The 18,038-nt window shown below is 72.8% G+C and carries 19 protein-coding genes and 1 pseudogene; 13 read left to right on the top strand and 7 right to left on the bottom strand.

Annotated features, from left to right (window positions below; all coding sequences use genetic code 11):
- Positions 1-433 precede the first annotated feature (433 nt).
- From K7G60_RS20135 to K7G60_RS20105, 7 genes are all read left to right on the top strand, one after another.
- Positions 434-1,279 (top strand): HipA family kinase, encoded by an 846-nt coding sequence (locus K7G60_RS20135; RefSeq protein ID WP_225802341.1) that lies wholly within the window; start codon positions 434-436, stop codon positions 1,277-1,279.
- Positions 1,276-1,659, top strand: a complete 384-nt coding sequence (locus K7G60_RS20130; protein WP_041128108.1) for a DUF3037 domain-containing protein — start codon at positions 1,276-1,278, stop codon at positions 1,657-1,659. Before K7G60_RS20135 ends, K7G60_RS20130 begins: the two co-directional genes overlap by 4 nt.
- A 170-nt stretch (positions 1,660-1,829) precedes the next feature.
- Positions 1,830-2,591, top strand: coding sequence for a 3-oxoacyl-ACP reductase FabG (gene fabG / locus K7G60_RS20125; protein WP_225802340.1), 762 nt, complete (start codon positions 1,830-1,832; stop codon positions 2,589-2,591).
- A gap of 28 nt (positions 2,592-2,619) precedes the next feature.
- Complete coding sequence (locus tag K7G60_RS20120) at positions 2,620-3,387, top strand: SDR family oxidoreductase (protein WP_225802339.1); 768 nt, start codon at positions 2,620-2,622, stop codon at positions 3,385-3,387.
- 149 nt (positions 3,388-3,536) lie between these two features.
- Positions 3,537-5,114, top strand: a complete 1,578-nt coding sequence (locus K7G60_RS20115; RefSeq protein WP_225802338.1) for an ABC transporter substrate-binding protein — start codon at positions 3,537-3,539, stop codon at positions 5,112-5,114.
- 82 nt (positions 5,115-5,196) lie between these two features.
- A complete protein-coding gene (gene ung, locus K7G60_RS20110) occupies positions 5,197-5,880 on the top strand; it encodes a uracil-DNA glycosylase (RefSeq protein ID WP_225802337.1) in 684 nt (227 codons plus the stop codon).
- Positions 5,881-5,986: 106 nt separating this feature from the next.
- Positions 5,987-6,424, top strand: coding sequence for a hypothetical protein (locus tag K7G60_RS20105; RefSeq protein WP_263986115.1), 438 nt, complete (start codon positions 5,987-5,989; stop codon positions 6,422-6,424).
- 18 nt (positions 6,425-6,442) lie between these two features.
- On the opposite strand, the gene K7G60_RS20100 is transcribed toward K7G60_RS20105, so the two are convergent.
- On the bottom strand, positions 6,443-6,928 hold the full coding sequence (locus K7G60_RS20100; protein ID WP_225802335.1) for a hypothetical protein: 486 nt from the start codon (positions 6,926-6,928) through the stop codon (positions 6,443-6,445).
- A 159-nt stretch (positions 6,929-7,087) separates the two neighbouring features.
- Positions 7,088-7,624: a DinB family protein gene (locus tag K7G60_RS20095; RefSeq protein ID WP_225802334.1), complete on the bottom strand. Its 537-nt coding sequence runs from the start codon at positions 7,622-7,624 to the stop codon at positions 7,088-7,090.
- A gap of 151 nt (positions 7,625-7,775) precedes the next feature.
- Between K7G60_RS20095 and K7G60_RS20090 the strand changes: the two genes are divergently transcribed.
- Positions 7,776-8,315 carry a transcriptional regulator gene (locus K7G60_RS20090; protein WP_225802333.1) on the top strand — a complete coding sequence of 180 codons (540 nt, stop codon included), beginning with the start codon at positions 7,776-7,778 and terminating at the stop codon, positions 8,313-8,315.
- Positions 8,312-9,598, top strand: a complete 1,287-nt coding sequence (locus tag K7G60_RS20085; RefSeq protein ID WP_225802332.1) for an MFS transporter — start codon at positions 8,312-8,314, stop codon at positions 9,596-9,598. The genes K7G60_RS20090 and K7G60_RS20085 overlap by 4 nt, the downstream gene beginning before the upstream one ends.
- Before the next feature lie 181 nt (positions 9,599-9,779).
- Here the strand turns inward: K7G60_RS20085 and K7G60_RS20080 are convergent, their stop codons facing one another.
- The gene (locus tag K7G60_RS20080) at positions 9,780-10,397 is read right to left on the bottom strand and encodes a TetR/AcrR family transcriptional regulator (protein ID WP_225802331.1); all 618 of its coding nucleotides are present in this window, start codon (positions 10,395-10,397) and stop codon (positions 9,780-9,782) included.
- A gap of 110 nt (positions 10,398-10,507) precedes the next feature.
- Here K7G60_RS20080 and K7G60_RS20075 point away from each other — a divergent pair, with 110 nt between their 5' ends.
- A complete protein-coding gene (locus K7G60_RS20075) occupies positions 10,508-11,734 on the top strand; it encodes an FAD-dependent monooxygenase (protein WP_225802330.1) in 1,227 nt (408 codons plus the stop codon).
- A gap of 60 nt (positions 11,735-11,794) precedes the next feature.
- A complete protein-coding gene (locus tag K7G60_RS20070) occupies positions 11,795-12,700 on the top strand; it encodes a Gfo/Idh/MocA family protein (protein WP_225802329.1) in 906 nt (301 codons plus the stop codon).
- Here the strand turns inward: K7G60_RS20070 and lnt are convergent.
- Positions 12,645-14,252: pseudogene (lnt, locus tag K7G60_RS20065) on the bottom strand (apolipoprotein N-acyltransferase). The gene K7G60_RS20070 and the pseudogene lnt sit on opposite strands and share 56 nt — an antisense overlap.
- Positions 14,253-14,311: 59 nt before the next feature.
- Entirely contained in the window at positions 14,312-14,758 is a 447-nt protein-coding gene (locus K7G60_RS20060) for a nuclear transport factor 2 family protein (RefSeq protein WP_225802328.1), read from the bottom strand.
- Positions 14,759-14,912: 154 nt separating this feature from the next.
- Here K7G60_RS20060 and K7G60_RS20055 point away from each other — a divergent pair, with 154 nt between their 5' ends.
- Entirely contained in the window at positions 14,913-15,506 is a 594-nt protein-coding gene (locus tag K7G60_RS20055; protein WP_225802327.1) for a flavin reductase family protein, read from the top strand.
- A 23-nt stretch (positions 15,507-15,529) separates the two neighbouring features.
- On the opposite strand, the gene K7G60_RS20050 is transcribed toward K7G60_RS20055, so the two are convergent.
- Positions 15,530-16,405, bottom strand: a complete 876-nt coding sequence (locus K7G60_RS20050) for an undecaprenyl-diphosphate phosphatase (RefSeq protein WP_225802326.1) — start codon at positions 16,403-16,405, stop codon at positions 15,530-15,532.
- 189 nt (positions 16,406-16,594) lie between these two features.
- Positions 16,595-17,332 carry a TVP38/TMEM64 family protein gene (locus tag K7G60_RS20045; protein ID WP_225802325.1) on the bottom strand — a complete coding sequence of 246 codons (738 nt, stop codon included), beginning with the start codon at positions 17,330-17,332 and terminating at the stop codon, positions 16,595-16,597.
- Between the two features lie 110 nt (positions 17,333-17,442).
- On the opposite strand from K7G60_RS20045, the gene K7G60_RS20040 reads away from it, so the two are divergent.
- Positions 17,443-18,038: DNA alkylation repair protein (locus K7G60_RS20040; protein ID WP_225802324.1), on the top strand; the 596-nt coding region annotated here is incomplete at its 3' end.

Below are 18,038 nucleotides of genomic sequence, written 5' to 3'. Positions count from 1 at the left end.
CTCGGACACCCTCGCCGGCGATCACCCTCGGTTACTGCGCTCTCTTCATGCCGGAGGCCGGCAGTAAGGGGCACGGCTCCATCGACGGTCTGCTTGGGGGAGCGGGGAGACTGGCTCGCCGAGCCGAAACTCCCCAGATTCTCCCCAGCGTCGTCGGCCGGCGATTCCTGCCTCTGCACCCCGAAGAAGTCACCGATGGATTGCAAGGCTGAATAGATGAATGGCCTGGGAAAATGCTGTAATAAGTCGTGGCGACCTGGCATGTGGCGCCTATGTGTGAGGTTGGCTCGCTGTCAGAGATCGTCGAGGTCGCCGACCTCGGCACTTTGTCCTCCAAACTCCCCAGATTCTCCCCGGGGTATGGTCCGCCCGATCGTAGGCCGCAGAGTCCTTCCGTTGATTGCCAGGGGACTGAGGCGTATAGCCTGAGGAAATGCTTACAGAGGTGACAGCGACCCGCTATGTCACGCCCCTGCGTGAGGGCGGCTCGCTCCCCGGGATCGTCGAGGCCGACGACCTCGGCACGTACGTCATGAAGTTCACCGGCGCGGGCCAGGGGCGCAAGACCCTGGTCGCCGAGGTCGTCTGCGGGCAGCTCGCCCGGAGGCTCGGCCTGCGGGTGCCGGAGCTCGTCACCATCCAGCTCGATCCCGTCATCGGGCTCTCCGAACCCGACCAGGAGGTCCAGGGGCTGCTCAAGGCGAGCGGCGGCCTCAACCTGGGCATGGACTTCCTGCCCGGCTCGCTGGGCTTCGACCCGCTCGCGTACGAGGTCGACTCCCGGGAGGCCGGCCGGGTCGTCTGGTTCGACGCGCTGATCAACAACGTCGACCGCTCCTGGCGCAATCCGAACATGCTCGTCTGGCACGGCGACCTGTGGCTCATCGACCACGGCGCCACCATGATCTGGCACCACAACTGGCCGGGCGCCCAGGCCTCCGCCGCGAAGCCGTACGACGCCTCCGACCACGCGCTCGCCCCCTTCGGCCCGGACGTCGCCGCCGCGGCCGCCGAGCTCGCGCCGCTCGTCACCCGCGAGCTCCTGGAGGAGGTCACCGCCGACGTCCCCGACGAGTGGCTCGTCGACGAGCCCGGCTTCGGAGGCACGGACGAGGTGCGCGCCGCGTACGTCTCGGCGCTGCTGCCGCGCGCCGCCACCATCCACGAGCGGATCACGCTCGGCCCGCGCACCGAGAGCAGGCCGCAGCAGCCGCCCGGCTGGCTCGCCGAACGCCTCGCGCCCCGGAAGCACACCACCGAGAAGGATAGCACGACGTGACCGACCGCGATGTCTTCGAGTACGCGCTGCTGCGCGTCGTGCCCCGGGTGGAGCGCGGCGAGTGCTTCAACGCGGGAGTGGTCGTCTACTGCCGCGCCCGGTCCTTCGTGGCCGCCCGTACGCATCTCGACGAGGCCAAGCTGACGGTGCTCGACCCGGCGGCCGACGTGACCGGCGTACGGGCCGCGCTGCGTGCCGTCGAGGGGGTCTGCCTGGGCGGTGACGCGGCGGGTCAGGCCGCGCGCGACGACGCGGGACGGCGCTTCCGCTGGCTGATCGCGCCGCGCTCCACGGTCGTGCAGCCGGGGCCCGTCCACACGGGTCTGACCACCGATCCCGAGGCCGAGGTGGAACGTCTGCTCGACCTTCTCGTCCGGTAGGGACGGGAGGAGTGACCCGGTGCACCCGGTGGGCCGTTGACACCGGGTGCCAGGGCTTCTAGCGTCTCGTCCTGCGGACGATACTAAGCGGTCGCTCATGTGCGGGACGCAGGAGCGGACGGGCGGTTCGGCCGCGACCAGGGACGATCCAAGGGCGAGGAGAACCAAGCATGTCCACCACCGAGCAGCGCGTAGCCATCGTCACGGGTGCCGCACGGGGCATCGGCGCGGCCACCGCGCTCCGTCTGGCGGCCGAGGGCCGCGCCGTCGCCGTGCTCGACCTCGACGAGGCGGCCTGCAAGGACACCGTCGAGAAGATCACCGCCGCGGGCGGCACCGCCCTCGCGGTCGGCTGCGACGTCTCGGACGGCGCGCAGGTGGAGGCCGCCGTCGCGCGGGTCGCCGCCGAGCTCGGCGCGCCGACGATCCTCGTCAACAACGCGGGCGTGCTCCGCGACAACCTGCTCTTCAAGATGTCCGAGTCCGACTGGGACGTCGTCATGAACGTCCACCTCAAGGGTGCCTTCCTGATGGCGAAGGCCGTCCAGAAGCACATGGTGGACGCGGGCTTCGGCCGGATCGTCTCCCTGTCCTCCTCCTCGGCGCTCGGCAACCGCGGCCAGGCCAACTACTCGGCGGTCAAGGCGGGTCTGCAGGGCTTCACCAAGACCCTCGCCAAGGAGCTCGGCAAGTTCGGCATCACCGCCAACGCCGTCGCCCCGGGCTTCATCGTCACCGAGATGACCGCGCAGACCGCCGAGCGCGTCGGCATGGGCTTCGAGGAGTTCCAGGCGGCCGCCGCCTCCATGATCCCGGTGGCGCGGGTCGGCCGCCCCGAGGACGTCGCCAACGCGATCGCGTTCTTCACGGGCGACGACGCCGGCTTCGTCTCCGGCCAGGTCATGTACGTGGCCGGCGGCCCGCTCAACTGACGGCCGGCCGCGAGAGGAGGAGGCACGCATGAGCGCACAGGAGCGGCCGGAGCCGTCCGGCAAGGTGGCCCTCGTCACCGGCGCCAGCCGGGGCATCGGCTACGGCATCGCCGAGGCCCTCGTCGCCCGCGGCGACCGGGTCGTCATCACCGGACGCGGCGAGGAGGCCCTCAAGGAGGCCGTGGAGCGGCTCGGGGCCGACCGGGTCATCGGCGTCCCCGGCAAGGCGCACGACGAGGCCCACCAGGCCGTTGCCGTCGAGGCGGCCATGGACGGCTTCGGCCGTCTGGACTTCCTGGTCAACAACGCCGGCACGAACCCCGTTTTCGGGCCCATCGCGGACCTGGATCTCGGGGTGGCCCGCAAGGTCTTCGAGACGAATGTGATCTCCGCGCTCGGTTTCGCCCAGCGGAGCTGGCACGCCTGGCAGAAGGAGCACGGCGGGGCGATCGTGAACATCGCCTCGATCGCCGGCGTCACCGCCTCGCCCTTCGTCGGTGCGTACGGCATGAGCAAGGCCGCGATGGTCAATCTGACCCTTCAGCTGGCGCACGAATTCGCGCCGGTCGTGCGGGTCAACGCGATCGCTCCGGCCGTCGTGAAGACGAAATTCGCGCAGGCTCTCTACGAGGGCCGCGAGGCGGAGGCGGCAGCCGCCTATCCGCTCGGCCGGCTCGGCAAGCCCGAGGACATCGGCGGCGCGGCGGCCTTCCTCACCTCGTCCCAGGCGGAGTGGATCACCGGCCAGACGCTCGTCGTCGACGGCGGCATTTTCCTGAACGCCGGAGTCGGGTGACCGATAATCGGACACTTTCCGGATTTCTCTGTCCGGATTGAGCCCGATTGCGCGCCGAATGCCTCAAGTGCCCCGGCAGGCTCGAACATTGACCTGGCGGGGTGCTGCGGTATCGTCGGCCGACCCCTGGCTGAACGAGGAGCGTGCACGTGTTCAACCGGACCAGTCTGCAGGCCGCTGCAGCCCTTGTGTCCATATCCCTGGTAACCGGATGCGGTGTCTTCTCGGACAGCGAATCCGCCGGGGATCAGAGAATCGTCGTCGGCACGACGAGCTCTCCCACCACGCTTGATCCGGCCGCCGCCTGGGACAATTCCTGGGAGCTCTTCCGGAATGTCTTCCAGACCCTGGTGAGTTTCCCGACGGGCAGCACCGCCCCGCAGTCGGACGCCGCCGACTGCAAGTTCACGGACACCTCCAGTCGGGTCTTCGAATGCAAGCTCGTGGAGGGCCTCACCTTCTCCAACGGGCACAAGCTGGACGCCAAGGCCGTCCAGTACTCGATCGAGCGCATCCGCACGATCAACCACAAGGGCGGCCCGAACGGCATGCTCGGCTCGCTCGACAAGATCGACACCGTGGGTGACCGGACCGTCGTCTTCCGGCTCAACAAGTCGGACGCCACCTTCCCGTTCGTCCTCGCCACCCCCGCGATGTCGCTGGTGGACCCCGCCGAGTACCCGGCCGACCAGCTCCGCAAGGACGGCAAGGTCATGGGCTCCGGCCCGTACGTCCTCGACTCGTACACCGAGCGCGAGACGGCGGAGCTGACGAAGAACCCCACCTACAAGGGCTTCGCCGACCGCAAGAACGGCGGCGTCACGATCCGGTACTTCGACTCCTCCGACGCCATGGTCGCCGCCCTCCGGAAGAAGGAGATCGACGCCACCTACCGCGGCCTCACCGCCGAGGAGGTCGTCGCCCTCCAGGAGGACAAGGAGGAGAACAAGGGCCTCCAGCTCATCGAGTCGACCGGCGCCGACATCCGCTACCTGGTCTTCAACAGCCAGGACGAGTCCGTCGCCAAGCTCCCCGTCCGCAAGGCCATCGCCCAGCTCGTCGACCGCGACGAACTGGTCAACAAGGTCTACCAGGGCACCGCCGAGCCCCTGTACTCGATGGTGCCCAAGGGCATCGCCGCCCACACCACCAAGTTCTTCGACCGCTTCGGCTCGCCCAGCCAGGAGAAGGCGAAGAAGATCCTCCGCAACGCCGGCATCACCGAGCCCGTCGAGCTGGACTTCTGGTACACCACCGACCGGTACGGCTCCTCGACGGCCGCCGAGTTCGCCGAGCTCAAGCGGCAGCTGGAGGAGTCCGGCCTCTTCAAGGTCACCCTGCACGGCAAGCCCTGGAAGGAGTTCCAGGCGGGCTACCAGAAGGGCGAGTACCCGGTCTTCGGCCGCGGCTGGTTCCCCGACTTCCCGGACCCGGACAACTTCGTCGCCCCCTTCGTGGGCAAGGAGAACGTCCTCGGCACGCCCTACGAGAGCTCCCGGATCACCAACGAACTGCTGCCGAAGTCCCGCCGCGAGAGCGACCGCGGGACCGTCACGGACGAGTTCGTCGAGGCCCAGGAGATCCTGGTCCAGGACGTCCGGCTGCTGCCCCTGTGGCAGGGCAAGCTGTACATCGCGGCCGGCGAGGACATCGGCGGCGGCGAGCGGGCCCTCGACCCGCAGACGGTCATGCAGATGTGGGAGCTGAGCCGCCGGGCCAGCTGGTAGCGGGCCTGCGGGGGCCACTGTCAGTGGCCCCCGGTAGGTTCTCGGACGGAGAAACAGGAACGTCCACCGGAGGTTGTTGACCGTGACCGACACCAGCATGCTGCCCGAGTCCTGGCGGGGTGTCCTCGGCGAGGAGCTGCAGAAGCCGTACTTCGCCCGGCTCACCGAGTTCGTCGAGGAGGAGCGCGCCAAGGGACCGGTCTTCCCGCCGAAGGACGAGGTCTTCGCCGCCCTCGACGCCACCCCGTACGACAAGGTGAAGGTCCTGATCCTCGGTCAGGACCCGTACCACGGCGAGGGGCAGGGTCACGGTCTCTGCTTCTCCGTCCGCCCCGGCGTGAAGACCCCTCCCTCCCTGCGGAACATCTACAAGGAGATGCACGAGGAGCTCGGTCACCCGATCCCGGACAACGGCTATCTGATGCCGTGGGCCGAGCAGGGCGTCCTCCTGCTCAACGCCGTGCTGACGGTCCGGTCCGGCGAGGCGAACTCGCACAAGAACAAGGGCTGGGAGAAGTTCACGGACGCGGTGATCACCGCCGTCGCCTCCCGCCCCGACCCCGCCGTCTTCGTCCTGTGGGGCAACTACGCGCAGAAGAAGCTGCCGCTCATCGACGAGGAGCGGCACGTCGTGGTGAAGGGGGCGCACCCCTCGCCGCTGTCGGCGAAGAAGTTCTTCGGCTCGCGGCCCTTCACCCAGATCGACGCGGCCGTCGCGGCCCAGGGGCACGAGCCGATCGACTGGCGCATCCCGGACCTCGGCTGAGCCTCGGCCCGATCGGGGCCGGGTGCGGCTAGCGTCGGCACTCCCAGTGGGCGAGCGGGCGGAGGTCGCGGTGACCGGGCAGCAGCAGGTGTCGGACGACGGGGTCATGACCAGGATCGGGCAGACCATGATGCTGCTCCACGGCGGCGACCGCGAGGAGGCCCGCAACCGCTTCGGGCTGCTGTGGCAGCAGATCGGCCCGGACGGCGACCCCCTGCACCGCTGCACCCTCGCGCACTACATGGCGGACGCCCAGGACGATCCCGACACCGAGCTGGCCTGGGACCTGCGGGCGCTGAGCGCGGCCGAGGGGCTCGCGGAGGAGCGGCTCGCCGCGCACGACTCGGCGGCCGCCCTCCGGGCGCTGTACCCCTCGCTCCACCTGAACCTGGCCGCCGACTACGTCAAGCTCCAGCGGCCCGACGCCGCGCGGGTCCATCTGGACCGGGCCCGCGCCGCTTCGGAGCACCTCGACGACGACGGCTACGGGAACGGGGTACGGGCCGCGATCGAGCGGCTGGAGCTGCGGCTCAGGGAGGCGTGACCGACCCCTCGGGGAGGTTCACCGGCCGTACGTGCCGTGACAGATCCCGGCCTGAGCGCTGCCGGGGTCCCAGCCGCCGTACCGCTCGCCCAGGTCGCAGACGTCCGCCCGGGAGACCGGCGGGTTCCTCGGCAGCCCCGTGAGCTCCGGCAGTTCGGGAAGGTCCGGCCGGGCCGCCGGGCGCGGACGCTCGTGCTGCCGCGGTACGGGGGCGGGGCGCGGTTTCTCCGGGCGGGGAGGCGCCACCGCCCGCCGGTGCTGCCCCGCCGGAGGTGTCGCGCGGGGCGCGGCGGACGGCGGGGGAGCGGGGAGCGCCGCTTCGAGGGCCTCGCGGGCCGGGCCCTCGACGATCTGCGGTGCCACGTCCTGGGCGGGGGCGGTGTCGGCCGCGGGCGTGGGGACGGGGGCGGGCGCCGTCGGCCGGGCGTCCACCGAGACGCAGCCCGCCAGGGCGGCGACCGCCGCCCCGACCAGGATCTTCGCTGTTGTTCGGGTTCCATGCACCCGCGCAACTCTGCTGGGCCCCAAGCGATCTTCGCGCCCCTACCGGCGGGGAATGCCCCGCACGGGTGAGCCGTGCGGGGCCCGTTCTTGACCGACCCGGCCGGGCGGAGCGACTTCGCCCGGGTGCGGCTCCCGACCGGCCCGGTCGCCGGTGCGGGCTCAGTCCCCGGTGGCGCCGTCGATGCGCTCGCGGATGAGGTCCGCGTGGCCGTTGTGGCGGGCGTACTCCTCGATCATGTGGAGGTAGATCCACCGGAGGTTGAAGGTGCCGCCGCTGCGGTGATCGCCCGCGCCCAGGTCGTCGAGGTCCCGGCCGGCGGCCAGGGTGCGCGCGTGGGCGATCTCGGCCTGCCAGGTGGCGTGGGCCTCCTCGTAGGTGTCCTCGTCCGTGACGTGGATGTCCCGGTCGTGGTCCTCCTCCGTCGAGTAGATCCACCCCGCCTCCTCGCCGGCCAGGACACGGCGGAACCAGCCGCGCTCGACCTCGGCCATGTGACGGACCAGGCCGAGGAGGTTGAGGTCGGAGGGCGGGGCGGACGGAGTGCGCAGCTGGGCGTCGTCGAGCCCCTCGCACTTCATCGCGAGGGTCGCGCGGTGGAAGTCGAGCCACTGCTCCAGCGCCTCGCGCTCGCCCGTGGTGGTGGCCGGGTCGACGCGCGGGGTGGTGTCGGTGCGTTCGATGGTCATGGGCGGCATCGTCTCCCATGATCGCGGGCGGCGCCAGGGCGCGGGAGCGAAGGCGGCGCCAGGGTGCGAGGACCAAGGCGGCGCATGTGGGGCGGCCGGTTCCGGAAGCCCCGACGGAAACGCCTTGCGCAATGGTCAAGAAACGTTGACCATTCCATCCATGCCTACCGACGGTCTTCCCGAGACGTTCCACGTCACCACTGACGAGCAGCTGCGCGCCGTCTCCAATCTCACGCGGCACCGGATCATGGCCGTGCTCCGCTTCGAGCCCGCGACGATCACGCAGATCGCCGAGCGGGTGGGGCTCGCGAAGGGGAGTTCCAGCTACCACGTACGGTTGCTCGAACGGGCCGGCCTGGTGAAGGTGGTGCGAACGCGGAAGGTCCGGGGAGTCACCGAGCGGTACTACGCGATGGCCGCGCGGTCGATCGTCCTGCCGGATCCGGGCGAGGGAGGTCCCGACGTGCTGATGCGGCACGCGGTGGCGGACCTGGAAGCAGCGCCGGCGGACGGCGAGCGGCACGTGGGGATGGCGCATCTGCGGCTCACCGAGGAGCAGTTCGCGGAGCTGGGGGCGCGGCTGCGGGCACTGGTGGAGGAGTACCGGGAGCTGTCCGATCCGTCGCTGCCGGACGCGTCACTCGTCTTCGCGCTGTTCCACCCGGCATCGCGCGAGCAGGCCGGATGGGATGCGAAGTGACCTCGGACGTCCGGAGGCTGCCGACCGGGTTCGGGCGGCTGTGGACCGCGCAGACGGTGTCCTCGCTCGGCGACGGGGTGTCACATGCCGCGCTGCCGCTGCTCGCGCTGACGGTGACGCGGGACCCGGTGGCGCTCGCCGTCGTCACGGCCGCCGGAACGCTGCCGTGGCTGTTCTTCGGGGTGCTCGGCGGTGCGCTGGTGGACCGCTGGGACCGTCGGCGCACGATGTGGGTCACGGACGCGGCGCGTGCGGTGCTGCTCGCGATACCGGCGGCGGCGGCCGCGCTCGACGTGCTGGGCATTCCCCTGCTCGCGGCCGTCGCCTTCCTCCTCGGCCTCGGCGGACTCTTCTTCGACACGGCCGCCACGGCCTATCTGCCGGATCTGCTCGGCCGCGACCCCGCGCTCCTGGAACGCGCCAACTCCCGCCTGCGCGGCGCCCAGACCGCCGCGTCCGGCTTCGCCGGGCCGCCCGCGGGCAGCGCCCTGCTCGCGCTCGGACGGGCCGTTCCGCTGCTCGCCGACGCGGTCTCGTTCGTGCTCTCCGCGCTGCTCGTACGGTCGCTGCCCGCCGCGCCCCGGCCCGTGCCGCAGGCCCGTGAGCCGCTGCTGCGGCAGGCCCGGGCCGGCGCCTCGTACGTGTTCCGGGACCAGCTGCTGCTCGGGCTCGCGCTGCGTCCGGCGGTCGGGAACATCGCCTTCCTCGCCGTGGAGACCGTGCTCGCCCTCTTCGCGCACGACCGTCTCGGCGTCGGCGCCTTCGGCTTCGGCCTGCTCCTCACGGCGGAGGCCACGGGCGGTCTGCTCGGCGCTGGCGTCGCCTCCTTCCTCGGCCGGCGACTCGGCACCGGCACCGCGCTGACCTGCACGGCCGCGGTCGAGGGGCTCGCCGTGCTGGGCCTTGCCGCCGCCCCGGACCCGTACGCCGCCGGCCTGGCGCTCGCCGTCTGCGGAGCGGGCATGGGCGCCACGATGGTGCTCGCCCCCTCCCTCCGGCAGGCGATCGTCCCCGCCCACCTGATGGGCCGGGTCGCCTCCACCTCCCGCATGCTCGCCATGTGCGCCGCCCCGTTCGGCGCCTTCCTCGGCGGCTGGCTGGCCACCGCCTACGACGTGCGCACCCCGCTCTACACAGCCGGCGGCCTCCTCCTCGCCATGACCGCCGTCACCGCGACCATGACCGGCGACCGCCGGGTCGAGGCGGCGCTGCGTGCCGCCGCCCCGGCCGATGACGCGGACCACCCGGAATCCGGGGATCCCGTTCAGGAGCGCGTCCTGTAGGGCTCCGCGGGGTCGTCGCGCCGGTGCCGGGCCGGCCGGGCCCGACGTTCCCCGCCCCGGGGCCGCCTCGCGCTCGGCGACCGGGTCCGGCCCCTCGGTGAGGGCCTTCGACGACGGCGTGCCGGCCGGCCGGCGCCGGTCCCGCCGGGACCTCCTGTGCGCCGACTGCTCGCAGCGGGTGTCAGGCGAGGTCCCCGAGCATGCCGCGCAGCAACTCGTCCAAGCCGGTGCGCAGTTCGGCGCGGCTCGGCACGGCCGCGTGGAAGGAGCCCGCCGCGCAGGAGAACATCAGCCCCTCGCTCCAGGCGATCAGGGAGAGCGCGTGCCGTTCGGGTTCCGGTGAGCCGGCGGCGCTCATCATCTCGATCAGCGGGGTGTGGAACGTCGCGCCGGCCGAGTCGAAGAAGCTGCGCAACTCGGGCCGGCGGGTGGCCTCGAGGGCCAGCTCGTAGCGGGAGACCAGCAGGGAGCGGTGGTCGGTGAGATAGCGGTGCAGGGCGAGGGCGAGCGCGTCGACCAGCGCGTCGCCGCCGCTCTCCGGGCCGGGCAGCTCGTGCGGGGTGAGGACCTCGGCCTCCCGCTGGACCTGGCGCCGTACGGCCGTCTCCAGGAGGGCCTGGCGCGTGCGGGCGTGGTTGGACGTCGACCCCTGCGGCAGTCCGGCCCGCTCGTCCACGGCGCGGTGGGTCAGGCCCCGCATCCCGCGCTCCACGAGCAGGGCGAGCGCGGCGTCGCCGATCCGTTCGGCGCGGGAGGCGGGGGTCTCCGGGGTGGGGGCCCCGGCGGTGGCTCGAGTCATGGGGACAACCTACTACCGGGCTGACTACAGCTGTAGTACCGTCGTCGCGGCAGGGGTACTACAGCTGTAGTACCCCTGCCGTTCCGACCGTCCCGAACCGAGGAGCAGCCATGGAACAGCACCGTGCCGTCATCGTCGGAGCCGGCATCGGCGGACTCGCCGCCGCCGTCGCCCTGAACCGGCGCGGCTGGCAGGTCACCCTCCTCGAACGCGCCACCGGCCTCGCGCCCGTCGGCGCCGGCATCGCCCTCGCCCCCAACGCCCAGCGCGCCCTCGACGTCATCGGCCTCGGCGACCGCGTCCGCGAGCTCTCCGCCTGGCAGGGCGACGGCGGCATGCGCACCCCCGGCGGCCGCTGGCTCGCCCGCACCGACGCCAAGGCCGCCGCCGCCCGCTTCGGCGGACCCCTCGTCCTCCTCCATCGCGCGACCCTCGTCGACATCCTCACCTCCGCCCTCCCCGAGGGCGTCGTCCGCACCGGCGCGACCGCCACCGTCACCGACCCCGGCGACGACCACCGCCCCGCCCGGCTCACCGTCGCGGACGCCGGGACCACGGGCCGCGCGGAGATCGAGGCCGAGCTCGTCATCGCCGCCGACGGCATCCACTCGGCGACCCGCGGGACGCTCTTCCCCGGCCACCCCGGCCCCCGCTACTCCGGCAGCACCACCTGGCGCGTCGTCGTCCCCGCGCCCGCCCGGCCCTTCGCCCCGCACGAGACCTGGGGCGCCGGCCGCCTGTGGGGCAGCCAGCCGCTCAAGGACGGCCGGGTGTACGCGTACGCCATGGCCGTGGCCCCCGCGGGCGCCCACGCGCCCGACGACGAGAAGGCCGAACTGCTCCGGCTCTTCGGGGACTGGCACCACCCCGTCCCCGAGATCCTCGCCGGCGTCGCCCCCGACCGGATCCTGCGGCACGACGTCCACCACCTGCCCGACCCGCTGCCCGCCTTCCACCGGGGCAGGGTCGCCCTCCTCGGCGACGCCGCGCACGCGATGATGCCGAGCCTCGGCCAGGGCGGGAACCAGGCCGTCGAGGACGCCGTCGTCCTCGCCCACCACGCCCGCACCACCCCCGACTTCGTGCCGGGCCGCGCGCTCGCCGCGTACACCGCCGACCGGCTGCCGCGCACCACCGCCATCGTCCGCAGGGCCGCCCGCACCGGCGCGATCACCATGCTCTCCGCCCGCCCCGCCGTCGCCCTCCGCGCCGCGGCCGTCGGCGCCGTCTCCCGCTTCGGGACCGGCCTCGCCCTGCGCGGCTTCGACGGAATCTGCGACTGGAACCCGCCCGCCGACCCGGTTCCCCCGGCCGGGGACGCGACCCGTTCCGCGTAAGCTGACCGGCGCGAACGGCCCTTACGGGCAGGGCCGGCGAACCACGACAAGGGAGACCCCGTGAAGGTTGGCTGCATCGGACTCGGCGACATCGCGCAGAAGGCCTACCTCCCCGTCCTCGGCACCCTCCCCGCCGTCGAACTCCACCTCCAGACCCGCACCCCGGCGACCCTGGAGCGGGTGGCCGACACCCTGCACCTGCCCGCCGGGCAACGCCACCGCGACCTCGACTCGCTGCTCTCCGCCGGGCTCGACGCGGCCTTCGTCCACGCCTCCACCGCCGTCCACGCCGAGATCGCCGGACGGCTGATCGAAGCCGGCGTCCCCACGTACGTCGACAAGCCCCTCGCGTACGAGTACGCCGACTCCGAGCGGCTCGTGGAGCTCGCCGAGAAGCGCTCCGTCAGCCTCGCCGTCGGCTTCAACCGCCGCCTCGCCCCCGCCTACGCCCAGTGCCTCGACCACCCGCGCGAGCTGATCCTCCTCCAGAAGAACCGCATCGGCCTGCCCGAGGACCCCCGCACCCTCGTCCTCGACGACTTCATCCACGTCGTCGACACCCTGCGCTTCCTGCTGCCCGGCGAGATCGAGCACATCGACGTGCGCGCCCGGATCCGCGAGGGGCTCATGCACCACGTCGTGCTCCAGCTCTCCGGCGACGGGTTCACCGCCATCGGCATGATGAACCGGATGAACGGCTCCACCGAGGAGATCCTGGAGGTCTCGGGGCAGGAGACCAAGCGCCAGGTCCTCAACCTCGCCGAGGTCGTCGACCACAAGGGACAGCCGACCGTGCGCCGCCGCGGCGACTGGGTGCCCGTGGCCCGGCAGCGCGGCATCGAGCAGGCGGTCCTCGCCTTCCTCGACTCGGTACGGGCGGGCCGGGTGCTCAGCGCCCGGGACGCCCTGCTCACCCACGAGCTGTGCGAGCGCGTCGTCCGCGAGGCCCTGGCCCAGGCGTCCTGAAAGCGCCCGCCCCCTCCGCGGCGCACACCGCGCCCACCACCGCGAGCGCGCCCTACAAGGGCCAGTCGCCCCACCGGACATAGGCCGTCGTCGTACCCGAGAGCGGCAGCTCGCGCACGACGGCGGCACTCGCGTCGGTGCCGAGCACCGGGCCGCCCCTTCGCCCGTCGGGACCGTACGCGGCACTGATCCCGGTGAGCGTCGCGTGGACCACGGGACGGCCCGTCTCCGCCGCACGCAGGGCCGCGAGCGAGGCGTGCTGGGCAGGCGCCCAGCTGTGCTGGAAGGTGCTGGTCGACGACTGCACCACCAGGAGGCCAGCCCCGTCGCGGGCGAGGCGGCGGCTCATGTCGGGGAACGCCGACTCGAAGCAGACGAGCGGTCCGACCCGCAGCGGGGACGCGCCGGCCTCGCGGGCGGGCAGGGCCATCACGACCGGCTCGGAGCCCCGCCGCCGGTCCTCGTCCGCGGCCCGCCCGGTGGACGTCACCCAGCCCAGGACCGGACGCGCCGGGACGTACTCGCCGAACGGCACGAGCCGCATCTTGTCGTAGCGGTCGCCCGTCAGCCCGCCGGGGCCGACCAGGACGGCGCTCTTGTGGATGCCGGGGCGGTCGGCGCCCCGCGCGTCCACGTTCACCAGGAGCGGGGCGCCCACCGCCCGCGACAGCGCGGTGAGCCGGGCCGCGAGCTTCGGGTCGCCCGTCGGATCGGCGCCCACCCCGCTCTCGCCCCACACGACCAGGTCGAGCCGCTGCCCGGCGAGGGAGCGGGTCAGCGCCTCGGCCCGCGTGAGACGAGCCTCGGGCCCGTCGGGGCCACCGAACACCCCCGGCTGCACGAGGCCCACTCGTGCCGTCCCGCTCTCGCGCGGCGCGGGGACGCCCCAGGCCGCCGTCCCCGCCACGAGAGCGCAGCCGGCGAGCCCCGCCACCCCGACGGTGCGCCGCCCGGGCACCGTGACCAGCAGGACCACGGCCGTGTTCACCGCAACCAACACGAGGCTCACCAGCCACACTCCGCCGACCGAAGCGAGCCGCAGCGCCACCGGGACCTGCCACTGGCTCGCCCCGAGGAGCCCCCACGGTCCGCCGAGCCCCTCCCAGGAGCGGGCCAGTTCGACGAGCAGCCAGCCCGAGGGCACCGCGAGCAGCGCCACGGCAGCCCGCGGCAGCGACGGGGTTCCGCCCAGCAGCGCCCTGACGAGCCACCCCCAGGGCAGCCACAGCAGACCGAGCAGCGCGGCGAGCGGGAGCAGGAACGCGTGCAGGCTCGGCAGCAACCAGTGGTGCATCGCCAGCATGAATCCGAGGCCGCCGAACCAGCCGTCGAGACCGGCGCGCCGGGCCCCCGGCGCCGAACGGATCAGCAGCAGCCACGGTACGAGCGCAAGACAGGCCCACCACCAGAGCCCGGGGGCCGGGAAGGCGAGCACGGGCAGGGCGCCGCAGCCGCCGGCCGCCAGGGAGCGCACGGCCCCCCGCCCGGTGCGCCGACCGGCGGAGGACCCTTCGGCCCGGCCTCCGCGACGACTTGTGAACGGACCACGCATGACGCGCCTCCCGTCGGTTCCTCCAGTGTCCGCGCTCCGGACGCCTTCACGTCCGGACGTCAGCGGTGGCGGCGCCAGCGCTCGTCGACGACGACCGAGGAGAGCCGCCAGCCGTCCGCGGTGCGGCGCGCCGCGAAGGCGTAGCGCCCGCCGCAGACGAAGTCCTCGCCGGAGGCGAACCGCATCGGGTTGACGTAGTCGGCGCCGATGTCCGCCCGGTCCCCGGCCTCCGGGTATCCGCCCGGCTCCAGGAACCGCACCCGCCGGTTCACGATGAGGTGCTGGCGTACGGGAAAGAGGGGCAGCGTCGCGGCGAGCCAGTCCGCGACCTCCGCCGCCGGCCCCTCGATCCCGCCCGAGCCGCGGTAGTCGGCCCTGCCGTCCGGGGTGAACAGGCCCCGGTAGGCGTTCCAGTCGCCCTCGTCCACGGCCGCCGCGTAGCCGGTGAGCAGGTCGTCGAGGGCGAATCGGTCCATCACGGTCGCGAGGTCCACGCGCTGCGTCATCGGCTCAGTGTCGGGCAGCGGGCGCCAGGGGCCAAGGGGCGTGCGGCGGTCGTCGGGGCGCGGGTCGGACCGGCCATCGTGCGGCGGTCGTCGGGGCGCGGGTCGGACCGGCCACCGTACGGCGGTCCTCGGGACCCCGGTCATACTGACCGACATGCGCGTGAACATCGACCCCGAACTGACCGACCGCACCTCCTTCTACCGGCTGCTGACCGCCACCGTCGTGCCCCGGCCGATCGCCTGGGTGTCCACGGCCTCGGCCGACGGGACGGACAACCTCGCCCCGCACTCCTTCTTCACCATCTCCTCGGTGGCGCCGCCGGTCGTGCAGTTCACCTCGGTCGGGCGCAAGGACTCGCTGCGCAACGTGGAGGAGACGGGGGAGTTCGTGGTGAACCTCGCCCCCGAGGGGCTCTTCGAGCGGATCAACGCCACGGCGACCGACTTCCCGCGCGGGGTGAGCGAGTTCGACGCGTGCGGCATCGAGCGGGAGCCGAGCCTGCGGGTGAAGCCGCCGCGGGTCGCCCAGTCGCCGGTGGCCCTGGAGTGCGAGCTGCACAGCACGCTGCGGATCGGCGACTCGACGGTCGTCTTCGGCCGGGTCGTGCACGCGGCGGTCGACGAGTCCGTGATGGTCGACGGACACCCCGAGATGACCCTGATGCGCCCGCTGACCCGGCTCGGCAAGAACGAGTGGGGCACCCCGGGCGGCATCGAGGAGATCGCCAGGGTGCCCTACCGGGGCTGAGGTGTACTACCGGGGCCGGGACGTCAGCCCGCGGACTCGCCGGCGTGCGGGCTCAGCACGCCGGCCGAGACCAGCACGATCAGCAGGATGCCGAGCAGGATCCGGTAGATCACGAACGGCATGAAGGACTTCGTGGTGATGAACTTCATGAACCACGCGATCACCGCGTAGCCGACGGCGAAGGCGATGATCGTGGCGAAGATCGTCGGGCCCCAGGAGACGTGGCCGCCCTCGCCCGCGTCCTTCAGCTCGAAGACGCCCGAGGCGAGCACCGCCGGGATGGCGAGCAGGAAGGAGTACCGGGCCGCCGCCTCGCGGGTGTAGCCCATGAACAGACCGCCGGAGATCGTCGCGCCCGAGCGGGAGACGCCGGGGACGAGCGCCATCGCCTGGCAGACGCCGTAGATCAGGCCGTCCCTCACGCCGAGGTCCTTGAGCGTCTTGCGCTCGCGCATCGCGCGGTGCCGGCCGCCGATCTCGTCCCGGGCGGCGAGCCGGTCGGCGATGCCGAGGACGACGCCCATCACGATGAGGGTGGTCGCCGTGATCCGCAGGTCGCGGAAGGGGCCCTCGATCTGGTCCTTGAGCGTGACGCCGAGGACGCCGATCGGGATCGAGCCGACGATCACCAGCCAGCCCATCTGGGCGTCGTGGTCGGAGCGCATCGCCTTGTCCGTCAGGGAGCGGAACCAGGCCGAGACGATCCGGGCGATGTCCTTGCGGAAGTAGATCAGGACCGCCGTCTCCGTGCCGATCTGGGTGATGGCGGTGAAGGCCGCACCCGGGTCGTGCCAGCCGGCGAAGGCCGCCGTGAGACGGAGGTGCGCGCTGGAGGAGATGGGAAGGAACTCCGTCAGCCCCTGGACGAGTCCGAGGATGAACGATTCGAACCAACTCATGGGGCTAGGGCCGTCCCGTTTATGTACGTGTGCCGTCAGAAGGTCGTGCGCAGCGTACATGCCCAAGATGACGGGCCCGTGATCAGGCCTCGACGGGGCCCGCGGTGGTCCGGTCGGGTGAGCGGACGTGGTGCCCGGGGCGGGCGGCCCCGCCGACGCGACGGTCGTCGAGGTGCTCCGCCACCCCCTCTAGGGGGTGCCCACGGGCTCCGGCTCCGGCGTGCTCTTCCCGGGAGGCGCCGGGGCCGGTCCGCGCAGGTGGTGGCGCTTGCGCCAGCCCACCACCGCGGCCGCCGCCACCGACAGCACGATGAACCCCGCCGAGATCAGGAACGCGGGGGAGGTGGGCGAGGTGGCCTCACTGCCCGCCACCACGTACGCCAGGGTGTTCGGCACCGAACCGAGGCCGGTCGCGGCCAGGAAGGGGACGTACCGCATCCGCGAGACCGCGGCCCCGTAGTTGGCCACCGCGAACGGAACCCCCGGGAAGAGCCGGATCGCCAGCATCGACCGGAACCCGTGCCGGCTCAGCTGCCCGTCCGCCGCCGTCAGCCAGCGGCCCCGCACGTACGGACGCAGCGCCTCCTGCCCGAGGGCGCGGCCGAGCGCGAAGGAGAGGCCCGCGCCGATGACCGTGCCGGCGAGGGCGGCCGTGAGACCGGCGCCGGTGCCGAAGAGCGCGCCGGCCGCCAGGTTCAGGAGGGGGCGCGGGACGAGGGCCGCCGTGCACACCCCGTACGCCAGCCCGAACACGACCGCCGCGCCCGCCCCGCTCAGGTGCGGCGGCCAGCCCGCCGCGAGCAGCCGCTGCGGCTCGAAGAGCAGCACCGACGCTCCCGCGCAGAGCAGGAGCACGGCGAGGAACGCCAGTCGCGCCCGCGGCGGGAGCAGCGCGCGGGAACGGCCTACGGGCACGGACGGGGACATTCGGGGAGGGTAACCGACACCACCGTGTGATCGCTGTGATCCGCACCCCGCCTCCGGGGCCCTGGGGCCTGTCCGGCGGATCAGGGCCGGACACCCCCTAGAGTGAGGCGATGAGCCCCTCCGTACCCGAGAGCGCGCTCGCCGACACGATCCTCGGCCGCCTCACGACCGTCTACCCCGCCGCGGGGAACCCCTTCCGGGCCCAGGAGATGGTCGCGTACATGAAGGGCGCGGCCCCCTTCCTCGGCATCCGCACGCCCGAACGCCGCGCCCTGTCCCGCACGGTCCTCGACGGCACCCCGCGCCCCGACGAGACCGACTGCGCCGCGATCGCCCTGCGCTGCTTCGCCCTCCCGGAGCGCGAGTACCACTACTTCGCCGTCGACTACCTGCGCCGCCACGTGAAGCGCTGCTCCTCGGGCTTCCTGCCGGTCGCCCGCCGGCTCGTCACCACCGTCTCCTGGTGGGACACGGTCGACCACCTCGCCGCCCATGTCGTCGGCGGCCTGGTGGCGGCCGATCCCGCCCTCGCCGCCGAGATGGACGCCTGGATCGACGAGGAGGACCTCTGGGTCGCCCGCACCGCCCTCCTCCACCAGCTGCGCTTCAAGGACGCCACCGACGCCGACCGGCTCTTCGCCTACTGCCTGCGCCGCTCGGCCGACCCCGACTTCTTCATCCGCAAGGCCATCGGCTGGAGCCTGCG

The sequence above is a fragment of the Streptomyces sp. NK15101 genome, from assembly GCF_020400725.1.
Lineage (GTDB): Bacteria > Actinomycetota > Actinomycetes > Streptomycetales > Streptomycetaceae > Streptomyces.
This window is presented reverse-complemented; position numbering and strand designations above follow the sequence as displayed.

What these genes read in the sequence shown, in the direction of transcription:
- K7G60_RS20135 (WP_225802341.1), top strand. Translation starts at nt 434, where the DNA reads ATGCTTACAGAGGTGACAGCGACCCGCTATGTCACGCCCCTGCGTGAG.
- fabG (WP_225802340.1), top strand. Translation starts at nt 1,830, where the DNA reads ATGTCCACCACCGAGCAGCGCGTAGCCATCGTCACGGGTGCCGCACGG.
- K7G60_RS20120 (WP_225802339.1), top strand. Translation starts at nt 2,620, where the DNA reads ATGAGCGCACAGGAGCGGCCGGAGCCGTCCGGCAAGGTGGCCCTCGTC.
- K7G60_RS20105 (WP_263986115.1), top strand. Translation starts at nt 5,987, where the DNA reads ATGACCAGGATCGGGCAGACCATGATGCTGCTCCACGGCGGCGACCGC.
- K7G60_RS20095 (WP_225802334.1), bottom strand. Translation starts at nt 7,624, where the DNA reads ATGCCGCCCATGACCATCGAACGCACCGACACCACCCCGCGCGTCGAC.
- K7G60_RS20090 (WP_225802333.1), top strand. Translation starts at nt 7,776, where the DNA reads ATGCCTACCGACGGTCTTCCCGAGACGTTCCACGTCACCACTGACGAG.
- K7G60_RS20080 (WP_225802331.1), bottom strand. Translation starts at nt 10,397, where the DNA reads ATGACTCGAGCCACCGCCGGGGCCCCCACCCCGGAGACCCCCGCCTCC.
- K7G60_RS20075 (WP_225802330.1), top strand. Translation starts at nt 10,508, where the DNA reads ATGGAACAGCACCGTGCCGTCATCGTCGGAGCCGGCATCGGCGGACTC.
- K7G60_RS20060 (WP_225802328.1), bottom strand. Translation starts at nt 14,758, where the DNA reads ATGACGCAGCGCGTGGACCTCGCGACCGTGATGGACCGATTCGCCCTC.
- K7G60_RS20055 (WP_225802327.1), top strand. Translation starts at nt 14,913, where the DNA reads ATGCGCGTGAACATCGACCCCGAACTGACCGACCGCACCTCCTTCTAC.
- K7G60_RS20050 (WP_225802326.1), bottom strand. Translation starts at nt 16,405, where the DNA reads ATGAGTTGGTTCGAATCGTTCATCCTCGGACTCGTCCAGGGGCTGACG.
- K7G60_RS20045 (WP_225802325.1), bottom strand. Translation starts at nt 17,332, where the DNA reads ATGTCCCCGTCCGTGCCCGTAGGCCGTTCCCGCGCGCTGCTCCCGCCG.